Origin of the sequence: Paenarthrobacter sp. AMU7 (genome assembly GCF_041200195.1) — a bacterium.
Taxonomy (GTDB): Bacteria; Actinomycetota; Actinomycetes; order Actinomycetales; family Micrococcaceae; genus Arthrobacter.
Genome location: NZ_CP165735.1, coordinates 4,253,638 through 4,268,160, shown reverse-complemented (window position 1 = coordinate 4,268,160; position 14,523 = coordinate 4,253,638). Strand labels below are relative to the sequence as shown.

Annotated in this window: 15 protein-coding genes; 9 read left to right on the top strand and 6 right to left on the bottom strand. The window is 64.1% G+C overall.

Annotated features, from left to right (window positions below; translation table 11 throughout):
* Window positions 1–50: 50 nt before the first annotated feature.
* The gene (gene gluQRS, locus ABQM86_RS19585) at window positions 51–938 is read left to right on the top strand and encodes a tRNA glutamyl-Q(34) synthetase GluQRS (protein ID WP_369745347.1); all 888 of its coding nucleotides are present in this window, start codon (window positions 51–53) and stop codon (window positions 936–938) included.
* A gap of 25 nt (window positions 939–963) precedes the next feature.
* Window positions 964–2,082 (top strand): serine hydrolase domain-containing protein, encoded by a 1,119-nt coding sequence (locus tag ABQM86_RS19580; RefSeq protein WP_369745346.1) that lies wholly within the window; start codon window positions 964–966, stop codon window positions 2,080–2,082.
* On the opposite strand, the gene ABQM86_RS19575 is transcribed toward ABQM86_RS19580, so the two are convergent.
* Complete coding sequence (locus ABQM86_RS19575) at window positions 2,079–2,690, bottom strand: TetR/AcrR family transcriptional regulator (RefSeq protein WP_207595272.1); 612 nt, start codon at window positions 2,688–2,690, stop codon at window positions 2,079–2,081. The two genes, ABQM86_RS19580 and ABQM86_RS19575, sit on opposite strands and share 4 nt — an antisense overlap.
* A 103-nt stretch (window positions 2,691–2,793) precedes the next feature.
* Here ABQM86_RS19575 and ABQM86_RS19570 point away from each other — a divergent pair, with 103 nt between their 5' ends.
* Together ABQM86_RS19570 and ABQM86_RS19565 are read left to right on the top strand one after the other, a co-directional pair.
* On the top strand, window positions 2,794–3,585 hold the full coding sequence (locus ABQM86_RS19570) for an SDR family NAD(P)-dependent oxidoreductase (RefSeq protein ID WP_369745345.1): 792 nt from the start codon (window positions 2,794–2,796) through the stop codon (window positions 3,583–3,585).
* A 45-nt stretch (window positions 3,586–3,630) separates the two neighbouring features.
* Entirely contained in the window at window positions 3,631–4,212 is a 582-nt protein-coding gene (locus ABQM86_RS19565; protein WP_242703428.1) for an HD domain-containing protein, read from the top strand.
* Between the two features lie 122 nt (window positions 4,213–4,334).
* On the opposite strand, the gene ABQM86_RS19560 is transcribed toward ABQM86_RS19565, so the two are convergent.
* The 4 genes from ABQM86_RS19560 to ABQM86_RS19545 form a co-directional block, all read right to left on the bottom strand.
* Window positions 4,335–5,579 (bottom strand): low temperature requirement protein A, encoded by a 1,245-nt coding sequence (locus ABQM86_RS19560; protein ID WP_369745344.1) that lies wholly within the window; start codon window positions 5,577–5,579, stop codon window positions 4,335–4,337.
* A 113-nt stretch (window positions 5,580–5,692) separates the two neighbouring features.
* On the bottom strand, window positions 5,693–7,018 hold the full coding sequence (locus ABQM86_RS19555) for an ATP-binding protein (RefSeq protein ID WP_369745343.1): 1,326 nt from the start codon (window positions 7,016–7,018) through the stop codon (window positions 5,693–5,695).
* Between the two features lie 107 nt (window positions 7,019–7,125).
* Complete coding sequence (locus tag ABQM86_RS19550) at window positions 7,126–7,896, bottom strand: SDR family NAD(P)-dependent oxidoreductase (RefSeq protein WP_369745342.1); 771 nt, start codon at window positions 7,894–7,896, stop codon at window positions 7,126–7,128.
* Window positions 7,896–8,822, bottom strand: a complete 927-nt coding sequence (locus ABQM86_RS19545; RefSeq protein ID WP_369745341.1) for a fumarylacetoacetate hydrolase family protein — start codon at window positions 8,820–8,822, stop codon at window positions 7,896–7,898. The genes ABQM86_RS19550 and ABQM86_RS19545 overlap by 1 nt, the downstream gene beginning before the upstream one ends.
* A gap of 138 nt (window positions 8,823–8,960) precedes the next feature.
* Here ABQM86_RS19545 and ABQM86_RS19540 point away from each other — a divergent pair, with 138 nt between their 5' ends.
* The 5 genes from ABQM86_RS19540 to ABQM86_RS19520 are packed head-to-tail and all read left to right on the top strand — an operon-like array spanning window position 8,961 to window position 13,673.
* Window positions 8,961–10,265 (top strand): L-fuconate dehydratase, encoded by a 1,305-nt coding sequence (locus ABQM86_RS19540; RefSeq protein ID WP_369745340.1) that lies wholly within the window; start codon window positions 8,961–8,963, stop codon window positions 10,263–10,265.
* Window positions 10,262–11,569, top strand: coding sequence for an alpha-L-fucosidase (locus ABQM86_RS19535; protein ID WP_369745339.1), 1,308 nt, complete (start codon window positions 10,262–10,264; stop codon window positions 11,567–11,569). Before ABQM86_RS19540 ends, ABQM86_RS19535 begins: the two co-directional genes overlap by 4 nt.
* A complete protein-coding gene (locus ABQM86_RS19530; protein ID WP_280624261.1) occupies window positions 11,562–11,876 on the top strand; it encodes an L-rhamnose mutarotase in 315 nt (104 codons plus the stop codon). Before ABQM86_RS19535 ends, ABQM86_RS19530 begins: the two co-directional genes overlap by 8 nt.
* Complete coding sequence (locus tag ABQM86_RS19525; RefSeq protein WP_369745338.1) at window positions 11,873–12,811, top strand: aldo/keto reductase; 939 nt, start codon at window positions 11,873–11,875, stop codon at window positions 12,809–12,811. Before ABQM86_RS19530 ends, ABQM86_RS19525 begins: the two co-directional genes overlap by 4 nt.
* Window positions 12,804–13,673, top strand: coding sequence for an amidohydrolase (locus ABQM86_RS19520; protein ID WP_369745337.1), 870 nt, complete (start codon window positions 12,804–12,806; stop codon window positions 13,671–13,673). Before ABQM86_RS19525 ends, ABQM86_RS19520 begins: the two co-directional genes overlap by 8 nt.
* Here the strand turns inward: ABQM86_RS19520 and ABQM86_RS19515 are convergent.
* On the bottom strand, window positions 13,670–14,341 hold the full coding sequence (locus tag ABQM86_RS19515) for a FadR/GntR family transcriptional regulator (RefSeq protein ID WP_207595262.1): 672 nt from the start codon (window positions 14,339–14,341) through the stop codon (window positions 13,670–13,672). The two genes, ABQM86_RS19520 and ABQM86_RS19515, sit on opposite strands and share 4 nt — an antisense overlap.
* Window positions 14,342–14,523: the final 182 nt, after the last annotated feature.

The window sequence follows — 14,523 nt, the reverse complement described above, 5'->3', positions numbered from 1 at the left end:
TTGCCCCGTCCCGGCGGACGCCGCGGAGCACGGCCACATAGGCTTGGAGCATGACTTCAGCTGGCCGTTTCGCCCCGAGCCCTTCCGGCCAACTACACGTCGGCAATCTCCGTACGGCCATCCTGGCCTGGCTCTTCGCGAAGTCCAGCGGAAGGGACTTCCTGCTGCGCGTCGAGGACCTGGACCGTGCCCGGTCCGGCGCCGAAGCGGAGCAGCTCCGCGATTTGGAGGCCGTCGGCGTCAGGTGGGACGCCGGCGTCGTGCGCCAGACTGAACGCGCGGCGTTCTACGACGAAGCGATTGCGCGCCTCACTGCTGAGGGCCGCACCTACGAATGCTTCTGTACCCGCCGGGAAATCCAGGAAGCAGCGTCGGCGCCGCATGCGCCGCAGGGCGCGTATCCGGGGACCTGCCGGCGGTTGTCCCACGCTGAACGGGAGATCCGGCGCGCGTCACGCCCGGCGTCGATACGCCTCCAGGCGGACGTTGTTGAGTGGGCTGTTGAGGACCAGTTGTGCGGCATCTATAGGGGCATGGTGGACGACTTTGTGCTGCGTCGAAATGACGGAGTGACCGCCTACAATCTGGCAGTTGTGGTGGACGACGCCGCCCAGGGAATCGACCAGGTGGTGCGCGGCGACGACCTCCTCCCTTCCACCCCGCGGCAGGCCTACCTGGCGACGCTGCTGGGCCTGCCCGTTCCCGAATATGCCCACGTGCCACTGGTGGTAAACCACGACGGCGCCAGGCTGGCAAAGCGCGACGGTGCGGTCACGCTGGGCGACCTCGCCGCCGTCGGAATTCCTGCCGGAAGAGTCCGTGACCTGATCCTTGAATCGGTGGGCCTGCCTGCCGGAACCCTGGAGGAGGCGTTGCCGCACTTCCGCCCCCGGAGCCTCCCCAAGGAGCCGTGGGTGTGGAAAACCCCCCGGCCCTGAAACGCCCACCACGTAGGCTGTCTGGATGCATGCAAAGGTGATCGCCCCAGGTTTCGAACCCGTCGCCGAGCTCTTCGGCAGTTTCCTCGATCAGGATCCGGAGTATTCGGCGCAAGTCGCGGCCTACCATCGCGGCGTCAAAGTGCTGGACCTCAGCGGCGGACCGCATATCCGCCCGGATTCGGTTACGGGCGTCTTCTCCTGCTCCAAAGGCATGGCGGGCCTGGTCATGGCGTTGCTGGTTCAGGACGGCACCTTGGACCTTGATGCCGAGGTGACCAAGTATTGGCCGGAGTTTGGTGCCGAGGGGAAAGCTTCGATCATCGTTGCCCAGCTTCTTTCGCATCAGGCCGGGCTCCTTGGAGTGGAAGGCGGCCTCACCCTCCACGAGGTCAACAACTCCGGGCTCGCAGCCGCCAAGCTCGCCAAACTGCCGCCGCTATGGAAACCCGGCACTGCTTTCGGCTACCACGCACTGACCATCGGTATCTTCATGGAGGAGCTGTGCCGCCGCATCACCGGTTCCACCCTCCAGGACGTCTTTGAACAGCGGATCCGGGCCGCAACCGGAGCACACTTCTACCTTGGCCTGCCTGACGCCGAAGAGGCCCGCTTCGCTCCCTTCCGCTGGGCGGCCGATCCGGCGTGGCCGTGGGTGGATCCTGCCAGCCACGCCGGACTGGCGGCCAACTCTGCCGTGGGCGACATCCTGGACTTGCCCAACATCCGGGAGGTGCGGGCCGCGGGGTTGAGCTCGGCTGCTGGAGTGGCGAGTGCGGATGGGATGGCAAGAATCTACGCTGCAGTGCTGACAGGGTTGGAAGGCGAACCCGCCGTTCCCCCTCTCCTGACGGAGGAGACCATTCGTGCGGTAACCCGCGAGCAGGTTTTCGGGATCGACCGCGTCTTTGGAGAGACCGGCTGCTTTGCCACGGTGTTCATGAAGTCCCACACTCGGATGCCGTTCGGCAGCTACCGCGCATTCGGGCACGACGGCGCCAGCGCATCTCTGGGATTCGCGGACCCTGTGTATGAACTCGGCTTTGGGTACGTGCCGCAGCAGGCGGAGCCCGGGGGAGTGGGCTGTCGCAACTTCCAGCTGAGCGCGGCGGTGCGGGAAGTGATCGCTGGGCTCCCGGCTTAGCTGGGCTGGGCAGCCGGGACTCCGGCCGCCATGCCTGCCCATAGGGTGTCGGTGGCAGCGGTAACTACGTCATCCACTGAAGTGCCGTCCAAGTGTCCGCCGGCCGCAAGGAGGGCAGTCCCATGAAGGCTGACGAAGCACACCATGGCCAGTGTCCCGGGGTCGCCTTCGGCCAGGACGCCGGCTTCCTGGGCCTCGGCGATCATGGCTTGGGCAACATGTATTCCCTGGGCGCCAGTGTTCCGCAGTTCCTCGCTGGAATCGGGGTGGTGTTTGGTGGAGTACATCACCGTCAGCAGGGCGGGGTGCTCAACGGCAAAATCGACGTATGCCTTGCCGACGCGGACGAAACGGCCATGGAGGTCATCGCTGGACTGGGTGGCATCCCGGATCAGGCGGTTCATCGACTCAAAGCCAGCCAGCGCCACGGCGTCGATCAGGGCTTGCTTGTCACGGAAGTGCTTAGCCGGAGCGCCGTGGCTGACGTTGACATCACGGGCCAGCTGCCGCAGGGAAAGTCCTTCCACGCCGGCTTCCTCGATGGTCTCCATGGCGCGCTCCAGGAGCGCCTCCCGGAGTTTGCCGTGGTGGTAGGGCTGGTCAGTCATGACTCAAGTCTAAGCCAATGTAGTCATTGACAACAAAGTAGACACTGCCTACCATGTAGACAGCGACTACATCAGTCTCTTACTCAACCGATGGGATTCCGCCATGACCATGACCTACGCAGGTACCACTGCACTCATTACAGGTGCCAGCTCCGGCCTCGGCGCTGAGTTCGCCGGACAATTTGCTGCCCGGGGCTCCAACCTCGTCCTGGTGGCCAGGCGCGCAGACCGTCTGGAGAAGTTGGCCCAGGACTTGCGCTCCCGCCACGGGGTCACCGTGACCGTGCTCCCCATGGACCTGGGCTGTGCAGGGGTGGGGCGCGAGCTCTTCGATTCACTGGCCGGCCGCGGGATCACCGTGGACACGTTGATCAACAACGCGGGCTTCGGCACCCATGGGCCTTTGGTTGAGGAAGATCCGGACACTATTGCGTCTGAGATTTCCTTGAACGTGACCGCCTTGGTGGACATCACCCGGGCTTTTCTGCCGCAACTGCTCGACTCCGGAAAAGGTGCCCTGGTGAACGTGGCCAGTACTGCCGCTTTCCAGCCCATTCCCGGCATGGCCGTTTACGGTGCCACCAAGGCCTTCGTCCTGAGCTTCACTGAAGCCGTGGCCCACGAAACCAAGAACTCCGGACTTAACGTCCTGGCCCTTTGTCCCGGCGCCACTCGCACTGAGTTCTTCGACGTCCTCGGTGGCGAGTCCGCCGCGGTGGGCAAGATGCAGACCTCCGAACAGGTTGTTGGAACAGCGATCAAAGCCCTGGGTCGCAAGGACACGCCCGGCAGCGTTGTCTCCGGGTGGGTCAACCGGGTGACGGCTGGGTTTGCGCAGCGCTTGCCCAGGGCAGTCACCGTCGCCATCGCCGCACGCGCCGTACAGGACTGGTAGATCCCCCCACGCGCTTGCCGTCCCGGAACAACCGATAGCCTGAACATGGGATCGATCGCCGTTGATCCCATGTTCAACCCGGAGGCCAGCATGACCGAACCACACTTCACTGTAGAAACAGCCCAGGTCCTGGCGGAGGTGGCCCACAACCGGCAGAAGGACAAGCTCAAGCGCCCCTACCGCGAGCACGTCCTGGCAGTGGGCGATGCTCTGGCCGACTTTGATGAGGACATCCAGATCGCCGGCTACCTTCATGACATCGCCGAGGACACTCCCATCACCCGGCAGGCACTGCTGGAAATGGGCGTGTCCGAGCGTGCGGTAGACATTATCGAGCGTGTCACCCGCCGCTTCCACGACGACCCGGATGACTACGACGCCGGCATCCGTTTTGTTGCGGAGGATCACGACGCCACGTTGGTGAAGATCGCGGACAACGCCCACAACTCGCTCCCGGAACGGGTTCAGGCCCTCGCGGAGAAGTGGCCGGACAAGCCGCCGGTCACCCGCTACGCCGATGCCCGACCTGTGCTGTACACGGCCGTTCCCCGCGACGAGGTCAGGATGATCTTGGAACGGATCAACCCATACCTGCTCCAGGAACTGGACGAGATCGTTCCCGAGTAACCCCTCCGCGCCCGTTGTGGGGCCTGCTCTGCGTGCCTCGGGGACGAAAAGGCGCGCAAAGCGGGCCCCGCAGCGACGGGATTTGGCGCAAAAGCCCCAGCAATGCCCTGTAACGCGAGCTCCTAGCCCGCGGCGTTTTCCAGCCTTCGGAGCGCGGCGGCCCGACCCTTGTGGCCGCGTCGTTCGTCGTAGGCGATCGACAGGCCCAGAACAAGCATCATCTCCAGCATGCACACCGGGACTGATGCTCCGGCGGCAGCCAGGGCTATGCTTCCAGCCAAGCCCAAAACCACCAAAGCTGAGCTCACGAGGTGTTCGCGTTCCAGCCCGAGCATGATGCTGTACAGCGTTGTGAGCGAGATCTTGAACAAGATAATCGGCAGGGCAATCGAGGCAACAGCGGCAGCCGCGGGAATGTGTGCTTCATGATCAATGAAGTACGCGGCAACGTGCAGGCCCGCACCTGTGGCGGCAATGGCGGCAAAGACCGGCATGTGCCCATAGCCAAACACCCACGAACGATGCCGCTGGACGTGCAATGCCGGGCCGGAGGGCAGGATGAAGTAGATCCACCACATGGCGAAGGCCAACCCGGTGCCACTCAGCCCGACCAGTGCTGCATCCACGGACCACTGATGGGTAGCAACAATGGCACGCAAGGTTTCAATGGCGCCAATCAAGCATTCGCCCAAGGCGATGATGGCCAGGAGCCCGTACCTTTCCGCGATGTGATGGGCGTGCCACGGGGTACGGATCTCCCGTTCCGCGAAGTAGGGTGCCGCCATCTCCATGATGAACAGCGGAGTTGCCACAAGGAATGTGGTGAGGACACTCGCGTCCACCAACAGCACAACAACCCAGCCGATCTGGACGATCGCCACGTACTTTGCATAGCGCAAACAGGTATCCCGGCGTTCGGGATCCTGGCGGGCAGCGCGAAGCCATTGGAAGATCAGGGCCACCCGCATGATGATGTAGCCCAGCACGATGGTGACATTGTCCACGTGCCTGCCCTCGATGATCGAGTGGAACATCGGCTCGATGCCCATGGCCAGGATGAGCACGCCCACCATCTGGACCATGGTGACCACACGGAACACCCAGTCATCGGTGTCGTAGGCGCTGGCGAACCACGTGAAGTTGATCCAGGCCCAGATCACCGCGAACATGGCGAACGAGAAGGCCAGCAGCCCAGGCCAGAAGTGCGCCTCCGCCACCGCATGGGCGAACTGGCTGCCAGCAACACCGAAGGCAATGACAAAGGTCAGGTCAAAGAATAGCTCCAGCGGGGTTGCTGTGCGGTGCTTTTCATGGGGATCGCGGCCGCCCATGCGGGACAGCGCATGGCGAAGGGGATTCGAGGACATGGCTCAAAGATTACCGCTGCCCCTGCCTTCACGCCGAGACCGCCGCAACGCGTCGAGACCGCCCGGAAAGTTCCGGCGAACCCGCAGCGTTCCGGCGATCTCGCGGGAAGGAGTTACACCCGCCCCAGCACGTCGATGTCCTCGAGGAAGTCCTGGTGCACTTCGGGACTCACGGTGGTGCGCGTGTCACCAATCGCGTCGAGGTAGTCCTGCGTCACGGGTCCCTTGCGCCCGTTGGACCCGGCCCCGGACGAAGCGCCGGCTGAACCGCCCAAAGCAGCGCCGTCGTCGTACACTGCTTTTTCCAGGGCACGCTGGGAGGCGCTGCGGGCCGCGAACTCGATGTCGGCGGGCGAGAAGCCTTCCGTCCGTTCCACCAGCTGGGCGATGTCCACGGAGTCCACCACTGTGGCGGGGATGAAACGCTGCCACATGGCTTCGCGGGCGTGGACGTCCGGGAGGCCGATGGGGATGACGTAGTCGAACCGGCCATGGCGGAGGAATGCGGTGTCCAGGGCGCGGATGAAGTTGGTGGCGCACACCAGGAGGCGGCCCGGTTGTTCGCGGAAGGCCGGGATGATCTTGAGGAGTTCGTTGGTGACGCCCTGCAGCGGCGACGGCGGATCCCCGGCACGCTGCGACGCGATTTCCTCCACCTCGTCGATGAACACCACGGCGTGCTCCAGTTCGGCGATTTCCAGGAACGTCTCGCGCAGCGCACCGGCCAGGCCCTTGGGGTCAGCGGCCAAGCGCGACGGGAAGACCTCTACGAACGGCCACTCCAGCCGCGACGCAATGGCCTTGGCGAACGTGGTCTTTCCAGTACCTGGCGGGCCGAACAGCACAACAGCCCGGGGCGGCACCACGCCGTATTCGTCGGCGAGGTCCGCCTCGGCCAGGGGAAGCACCAGGCGGCGTTCCAACAGTTCCTTCTCGCGGCGCATGCCAGCCACGTTCTCCCACAGATCCCGTGCAAGGATGCGGCCACCGAGCAGGCTCAATGGCTCCAATTCCTGCCGCTGCACAGGGATGGTGCGCTCGAAATAGCGCAGGTTCTTCTTGACCACAAAGCCTCGCCCCAGGAAGGCTTCCACCCGGGTTTCAGTTTCAGGCATGAGTGCAGACAGCTTGTTGAGGCCGTGCGGGGCCATGCGGTTCTCGACGGCGGACAGCAGCGAGGTGCCGATTCCGCGGCCGCGGAACTCCGTCAGCGTGGCCAGGAACACGATCCAGCCTTGGTCGTGTGCGGCGCGTCCGACGGCGGCGCCCACCACTTGGTCGCCCTGCACCGCCACCACGGCGTGGTCCTTTTCGCACGATGCCAGGACCTCGGACAACGCGTACACCGGCTCCACGCCGTCGGCTTTGAGTGACTCCCAGAGGTGGAGGATGCCATCGAGGTCGGATGAGTGGAAGTCCCTGATGCGCCAGTTGCTCATGGGTAATGCTCCTGAGTTTGCTAAGTGAGTCGCCATTGATTCCTTGAGGTTGAGCATAGGCGAACCACCGGTGCCGGACGTTGCAGGCCCGTAGCGTTACGAAACTCCTACTGAACCGGACGCAACCGCAAACCCTGCATGCCGCCGTCGACCGCCAACGAGGTTCCCGTCGTGGAGCCTGACAGCGGGCTCGCAAGGTACGCGACGGCGCCGGCCACCTCAGCGGCGTCAACCAGCCGGCCGTGGGGCTGCCGGGCGTTGAGGGCGGCGCGCTCGCTGGCGGGGTCGGCAGCGGAATCCAACAGACGTCCCACCCAGGGAGTGTCTGCGGTGCCGGGATTGACGCAGTTGACGCGGATCCCCTCACGGACGTGGTCTGCTGCCATGGCGAGCGTCAGGGACAACACTGCACCTTTCGACGCCGAGTACAGCGCACGTTGCGGCAGTCCCCCGGTCGCTGCGATGGAGCAGGTGTTGACGATCGCTGCTGCCGGTGACTCACGGAGGTAGGGCAGAGCTGCGCGGCTGACGCGGGCGATGCCCACCACGTTGACGTTGAGGACGCGCAGCCACTCGTCGTCGTCGTTAGCGGCAATGTCGCCTTGGGCGCCGATTCCGGCGTTGTTGATCACGATGTCCAGCCGGCCAAATTGCTCCACAACGGCGTCGACGGCGGCACGCACCGATGCATCATCGGCCACATCGCACTGGACACCAAAGTACGGGCTGGCTTCCGGGGCGAGGTCCAGGACGGCGACCTGCGCGCCTCCGGCAGCGAGGCGGTCCGCGATGGCCGCCCCGATGCCGGACGCGCCGCCGGTGATGAGGGCCGTGAGGCCCTCAAAGTCGTTGCCCACCGAGGGCGCTGCGGCTGCCATCAGGCGTTGACGTGGGCGGGAGCGGCTGCGCCGGCCTGACCGCCTGTCGCGGAACCGGCCTGCGCCCTGAAGTACTCCTGGCGCTGGCGTCCCAGTCCCTCGATGTCCAACTCCACGACGTCGCCGGGCTGGATGAAGGGGAAGCGGCCGGACAGTGCAACGCCCTCGGGGGTCCCGGTGATGATCACATCTCCGGGCTCCAAAACCATGTATTGGCTCAGGTGGTGCACGATGGTGGCCGGGTCGAAGATCATGTCCGACGTGCTTGAATCCTGGCGGGCTTCACCATTGACCAAGGTCTGGAGGCGCAGGTTGCTTGCGTCGATCTCGGAGGCCGGGACCAGCCACGGGCCCAGGGGAGTGGAGCCGGGCAGGGATTTGCCTTTGGTCCACTGTCCCGCAGCACCGGGAATTTGGTAGTCGCGCTCGGAGAGGTCGTTCGCCACGGCGTAACCGGCGATGCAGGCTTCGGCCTCCGGGACAGATGAAAGGTATGACGCTTCCCGGCCGATCACGATGGCCAGTTCCACTTCCCAGTCGTACTTTTCCGACGACGGCGGGATGGGAGCGGCGTCGAACGGTCCGGCGATGGTGTTGGTGGGCTTGAGGAAGACAACGGGAACCTCGGGCGGTGTGGCACCGGACTCGGCAGCATGGGCGGTGTAGTTGAGGCCGATGGCCACTACTGCACCCGGGCGGGCAACCGGCGCACCGATGCGCAGGCCCGCAGGGGAAATTTCGGGAAGATCCCCGCTGTTCAGGGCTTCCCGGGTGCGCTCGATGCCATCCGAGGCGAGGAATCCGCCGTCGATATCCTGGGTCAAGGGCGTGAGGCTGAAGTATTTCTCGGTGCCGTCGGCGTCCTGGGCGATGACGGCCGGTTGTTCGTTTCCGGCCGTACCCAGCCTGGCGAATTTCAAGGTCATGGCTTCCTCCGTGTTCGGGACTAACATCCGAGCTCTAGTGTGGTGTTTCACCCCATAATACGGAAATGTGACCCATTGACAAGGGATACATCGGATGTTTAGGCTCGGTGGAGAATCGTAACGGACTTCAGGAGCCGCATGAGCGCCATCACTGCAATGGATACGTTCGATATCCGCTTTCCAACATCCCTTGAGCTGGATGGCTCTGACGCCATGAATCCGGACCCGGACTACTCTGCGGCATACCTGATCATCCGCACTGACGCCGGGGACGGACACGAGGGCCACGGCTTTGTGTTCACCATCGGCCGGGGGAACGAGGTGGAAACGGCGGCGATCAACGCGCTCCGCGATCACCTCCTCGGCGCTGATGTGGAGACGCTGCTGGCCGACATGGGGGCCACGTGGAAGCTGCTGGCCCACGATTCCCAACTCCGCTGGCTGGGTCCCGAAAAGGGCGTCATGCACATGGCCATCGGAGCCGTGGTCAATGCGCTGTGGGATTTGAAGGCCAAACGTGCCGGGCTGCCACTCTGGGAACTGTTGGCAGGAATGACGCCCGAAGAGCTCGTGGCCCTGGTGGACTTCCGCTACCTCACGGACGCCCTTACTCCCGCGGAAGCGCTGGGCATTCTTCGGGCGGCCGAACCTGGCAGGGAAGCCCGGAAGGCGGCACTTCGCGCCGAGGGTTACCCCGCATACACCACGACGCCGGGCTGGCTGGGGTACAGCGACGGGAAACTGGCGCGGCTGGCCAAGGAAGCCGTTGCAGATGGTTTCACCCAGATCAAGTTGAAGGTGGGGGCCTCCCTGGAGGACGACATCCGCCGTGTACGGACTGCCCGTGAAGCAGTGGGTCCCGACATCAGGATTGCCCTGGATGCCAACCAGCGCTGGGATGTCCAGGAAGCCATCGAATGGATGGCCCACCTTGCCCCGTATGACATTGCCTGGATTGAGGAGCCCACCAGCCCGGACGACATCCTGGGCCACGCCGCCATCGCCCGCGGGGTAGCCCCGATTCCCGTGGCCACCGGCGAACACGTGCAGAACCGGGTGGTGTTCAAACAGATGCTGAAGGCCGGATCACTGCAGGTCCTGCAGATCGATGCCGCCCGGGTAGCAGGGGTGAACGAGAACATCGCCATCCTCCTGCTCGCCGCGAAGTTCGGCGTCAGGGTGTGCCCGCATGCCGGTGGCGTTGGCCTGTGTGAGGCCGTTCAGCACCTGTCCATGCTGGACTTCGTTGCCGTGTCCGGCACCAAGGAAGGCAGGACCATCGAGTTCGTGGATCATCTCCATGAACACTTCACCACTCCCGTGGACGTCCACAGCGGCGCCTACTGGCCGCCGTCGAACCCTGGCGCCGGAAACGAAATGCTCCGTGAAACACTGGCCGCGTACAGCTTTCCGAACGGCCCCGTATGGAAGGAATCCCGTTGATCCAGCAGGCACCTTGGTTCGAGGAAGCACGCTTTGGCATGTTCGTGCATTGGGGCCTCTACGCCCTTCCAGCACGCCACGAGTGGGTGATGAACCAAGAGGAAACAACGGCGGAGGAGTACTCCAAGTACTTCCGGCGCTTCGATCCGGACCTTTACGACCCCCGCGAGTGGGCCCGGGCCGCCCGCAACGCCGGGATGAAGTACGTGGTCCTCACCACCAAGCACCACGACGGCTTCTGCCTGTGGGATTCCGCCCTGACGGACTACAAAGCCACCAACACTCCCGCCGGCCGCGACTTGATCAGCCCCTTTGTTGAAGCGCTCCGGGCCGAGGGATTGAAGGTCGGTTTCTACCACTCACTCATCGACTGGCACCACCCCGACTTCACTGTGGACGGGGTCCATCCCCAACGCAACGCGGCCGACGTCGAAAGCTTGAATGCCGGACGCGACATGGACCGATACCGCCAGTACCTGCATGGCCAGGTGCGTGAGCTCCTCACTAATTACGGCACTGTCGACTACCTCTTCTTCGACTTCTCCTATACAGGCGGACACCAAGAGGAATATTGGGGCGGCAAAGGCCGGAAAGACTGGGACTCGGAAGCCTTGCTCGCCATGGTGCGGGAGCTGCAACCAGCCATTGTGGTCAACGACCGGCTGGAAATCCCGGGAGACCTGGTCACCCCTGAGCAGTACCAGCCAGCCGGTCCCATGATGGTCGACGGCGAACCGGTCACCTGGGAGGCCTGCCAGACGTTGAATGGCAGCTGGGGCTATGACCGGGATAACCTGAATTACAAGCCCGTTGACTTGTTGATCCGCATGCTGGTGGATGGCGTGTCCAAGGGCGGCAACCTGTTGCTCAACGTGGGCCCCACAGGAAGGGGCAGCCTGGATCCGCGGGCGCTGGGTTCGCTGGAGGGCATTGGCGAATGGATGAAGCTGCACTCGCGCGCCATCTACGGGGCCGGAGCTTCGTCCTATCCCGCACCGACGGATACCCGCTACACGCAGCGTGGTGACAAGCTGTACGTCCATCTCTTTGCGTGGCCCTTCGAATACGTCCACCTGCCGGATCTCGCCGGCAAGGTGGAATACGCCCAGTTGCTGAACGACGCCTCGGAGGTGTTCCTGCGGGAACTGGATCCCGCCCAGCAGGCCATGAACATGACCCCGGGCGGCCAGCCACCCGGAACGCTCACCATCAAGCTGCCCGTTCAAAAACCCGACGTGGCGGTGCCAGTGCTGGAACTTTTCCTGAAACCGTCAGCCCTCCGGCAAGAGTCCGCCCATGGCTGAGAGCATCGCCCTTCACACCAAGCTCAAGCCGGGAACCGCGGACGAATACGCCGACGCCCACGCACACATCCCGCCCGAACTGGTGGCAGCCCTTAAAGAGGCCGGGGTTAAGAACTGGCGAATCTGGCGAAGCGGTCTCGATCTCTTCCATGTGGTGGACGTCGAAAACTACCAAGCCATGCGGCACGCGCTCGCCGACCACCCCGCAAACGTTCCGTGGCAGGCACGGATGGCTGAACTTTTAGCGGTCCAGGATGATTACTCGGGGGAGGATGCGGGTATCCAGAAGGTATGGGAACTGCCATGAACTCACTTGAGCTGGGCAAGCTTGGCTTCGGCGGTGCGGGCATTGGGAACCTGTACCGGGCCATTCCGGACGGTGAAGCGCTCGCCACCGTTCTGGCCGCTTGGGACGCCGGCATCCGCTACTTCGATACCGCCCCGCACTACGGGCTTGGCCTCTCCGAACAGCGGCTGGGCGCGGTCCTTCGGGACAAACCTCGGAATGAATTTGTCATCTCCACCAAGGTAGGCCGGCTGTTGGAACCGAGCTCCGGCGGCGGGCAGGACCCTGAGGGGTTCGATGTTCCCGCTGCTGCACGTCGAGTGTGGGACTTCTCCGAGAAGGGGATCCGGCGCAGCATCGAGGACTCACTGGAACGGCTTGGCCTGGACCACGTGGACGTCGCCTACCTTCACGATCCTGATGTCCACGATCTCCAAGCCGGCATCTCCGAAGCGTTGCCCGTGTTGGAAAAGCTGCGCTCGGAGGGACTGGTCAAGGCCATTGGCGTGGGTATCAATTCAGCCGAGGCTGCCCTGGAATGCGTCGACGCAGCTGACCTGGATCTGGTGATGTTGGCTGGCCGATACACCTTGCTTGAGCAGCCCGGCGTTCCGCTGCTTGACCGCTGTGTGGAGCGCCGCACCGGCGTCGTCAGCGTGGGTGCCTATAACTCGGGCCTCCTGGCCCGGCCCGATGTCGCCGAGGACGCGCACTACAACTACCAGCAGGCACCGCCGGATGTGCTGGAGCGTGCGCGTCGCCTTGCGGCGGTCTGCCGCGACTTTGGCGTGGAACTTCCGACGGCGGCCCTCCAGTTCCCGCTGCGGCATCCCGCGGTGGTGAACGTGACCGCCGGGGCCACTTCTCCTGAACAGGTGGCCACGAACGCATCGCGGATGGAAGCGCCTGTGCCGGAGGAGCTCTGGGACGCGTTGGAGGCAGCCGGCCATGATTGATTCGCATCTGCACCTCTGGACGGTGGATTCCTTCGTCACTGGCGGAGTGCGTCCCTATGGATGGCTCGGCCCGCAGCACGGTGCGCTCTACCGGAGTTTCGGCGGAGATGAAGCCCGCGAGACGCTGGAGGCCGCCGGTGTTCGGGGAGCGGTGCTGGTCCAGGCCGACGATACCCTTGCCGACACCGAAGCCATGCTGGCGGTAGCTGCGCAGAATCCTTGGGTGCTGGGTGTGGTGGGCTGGGTCCGGTTGGATGCACCCGATGAAGCAGCAGAGCAGCTGCACCGCTTCACAGCCCAGCCCGTCTTCAGGGGAGTGCGGCACCTGGTGCACGACGACCCCCGGTCCGACTTCCTGGACCTCCCCGCAGTTCGCGAGTCCTTGATGATGGTGGCAGAGCGCGGGCTCACCTTTGATGTTCCGGATGCCTTCCCGCGGCATCTGGGATCTGCGGTCCGACTTGCCCGTGAGATGCCGGAACTGACAGTGGTGCTGGATCACTTGGGAAAACCACCGCTGGCTGACCCTCAGCTCGTGGACTCGTGGCGCGCCGACTTCAGCGCGCTTGGGCGGGAACCGAACTCGGTGGCCAAGCTTTCCGGGCTGCATCTGCCAGGCACTGAATACACCGCGGATGCGTTGCGGCCGCTGTTCGAAGCCGCGTTGGAGGCTTTCGGGCCAGAGCGCTTGATGATCGGCGGCGACTGGCCGGTCAGTACACTCGGGGCTCCTTATGGCAGGACGCTGGATGTGTTGTTGGAATTGGTGTCGTCCCTGAGCCCGTCAGAGCAGGACGCCGTGCTCGAAGAGACCGCGATCCGGACCTACGGCCTGGCAGTCACCCCTCTGGCCGAGGGTTAGAGCGCCTGCCGCAGCCAGTTCTCCACGCCACTGATGTGCACTGTCACCAGCGCGCGCACCAGTTCGGCATCGCCCCGCTCCAGCGCGTCGGCGATTGCGTGGTGCTCCGCCAAGGTGTGGGCCACTGCTTTTTCCTGTGTCAGTCCGCGCCAGATCCGTGCCCGGACAGTGCTGCTGGACAGGGCCTCCAAGAGACTACCGAGGTAGTCGTTTCCCGCGGCTTCGGTGATGATGCTGTGGAATTCGAGGTCATGGGCCACAAGTTCCTCGACGTCCGTGTTCTCGTCGATGCCGTCCATGGTGCTCCGGAGGGCCAGTATTTGCTCAGGCGTCATTTTGCCCGCTGCCAAGTGTGCGGTGGCCGGTTCCAGTATTCGTCGGACCTCGAAGAGTTCCAGAATGGACCTGTCCTGGTGCAGGTCCACAACGAAGGCCACGGCTTCGTTAAGCAGCTTGGCGTCGAGGCTGGTCACATAGGTTCCGTCACCGCGGCGGACGTCCAGCACACGGATCAGTTCGAGGGCTTTGACCGCTTCGCGCAGGGAACTTCTGGAGAGGCCAAGCCGCTCGCTCAGTTCCTTTTCCGGCGGAAGTCGATCGCCGGCCTTGAGTTCCCCGCGGATCAGCATGCCTTTGATCTTGCTGATCGCCTCGTCTGTGACAGCCATGGACCAATAGTAGCCACGAATGATCCGATGTCTGCCTCCGCCCCGCCCCCACCCAACTGAGTAACAGCACATGTTCTACTGAGCAGTCATTGGGACGTTTGCTGTTACTCAGTTGGGGGCGTTAACCGACGACGGCGGCACCCTGGGTCCGATTGTTACGGAACCCGGGTGCCGCCGTCGTG

Bases quoted from the DNA above. Each gene is read 5' to 3' on its own strand.
- gluQRS (WP_369745347.1), top strand. From the start codon at position 51: ATGACTTCAGCTGGCCGTTTCGCCCCGAGCCCTTCCGGCCAACTACAC.
- ABQM86_RS19580 (WP_369745346.1), top strand. From the start codon at position 964: ATGCATGCAAAGGTGATCGCCCCAGGTTTCGAACCCGTCGCCGAGCTC.
- ABQM86_RS19575 (WP_207595272.1), bottom strand. From the start codon at position 2,690: ATGACTGACCAGCCCTACCACCACGGCAAACTCCGGGAGGCGCTCCTG.
- ABQM86_RS19570 (WP_369745345.1), top strand. From the start codon at position 2,794: ATGACCATGACCTACGCAGGTACCACTGCACTCATTACAGGTGCCAGC.
- ABQM86_RS19565 (WP_242703428.1), top strand. From the start codon at position 3,631: ATGGGATCGATCGCCGTTGATCCCATGTTCAACCCGGAGGCCAGCATG.
- ABQM86_RS19560 (WP_369745344.1), bottom strand. From the start codon at position 5,579: ATGTCCTCGAATCCCCTTCGCCATGCGCTGTCCCGCATGGGCGGCCGC.
- ABQM86_RS19555 (WP_369745343.1), bottom strand. From the start codon at position 7,018: ATGAGCAACTGGCGCATCAGGGACTTCCACTCATCCGACCTCGATGGC.
- ABQM86_RS19550 (WP_369745342.1), bottom strand. From the start codon at position 7,896: ATGGCAGCCGCAGCGCCCTCGGTGGGCAACGACTTTGAGGGCCTCACG.
- ABQM86_RS19545 (WP_369745341.1), bottom strand. From the start codon at position 8,822: ATGACCTTGAAATTCGCCAGGCTGGGTACGGCCGGAAACGAACAACCG.
- ABQM86_RS19540 (WP_369745340.1), top strand. From the start codon at position 8,961: ATGAGCGCCATCACTGCAATGGATACGTTCGATATCCGCTTTCCAACA.
- ABQM86_RS19530 (WP_280624261.1), top strand. From the start codon at position 11,562: ATGGCTGAGAGCATCGCCCTTCACACCAAGCTCAAGCCGGGAACCGCG.
- ABQM86_RS19525 (WP_369745338.1), top strand. From the start codon at position 11,873: ATGAACTCACTTGAGCTGGGCAAGCTTGGCTTCGGCGGTGCGGGCATT.
- ABQM86_RS19520 (WP_369745337.1), top strand. From the start codon at position 12,804: ATGATTGATTCGCATCTGCACCTCTGGACGGTGGATTCCTTCGTCACT.
- ABQM86_RS19515 (WP_207595262.1), bottom strand. From the start codon at position 14,341: ATGGCTGTCACAGACGAGGCGATCAGCAAGATCAAAGGCATGCTGATC.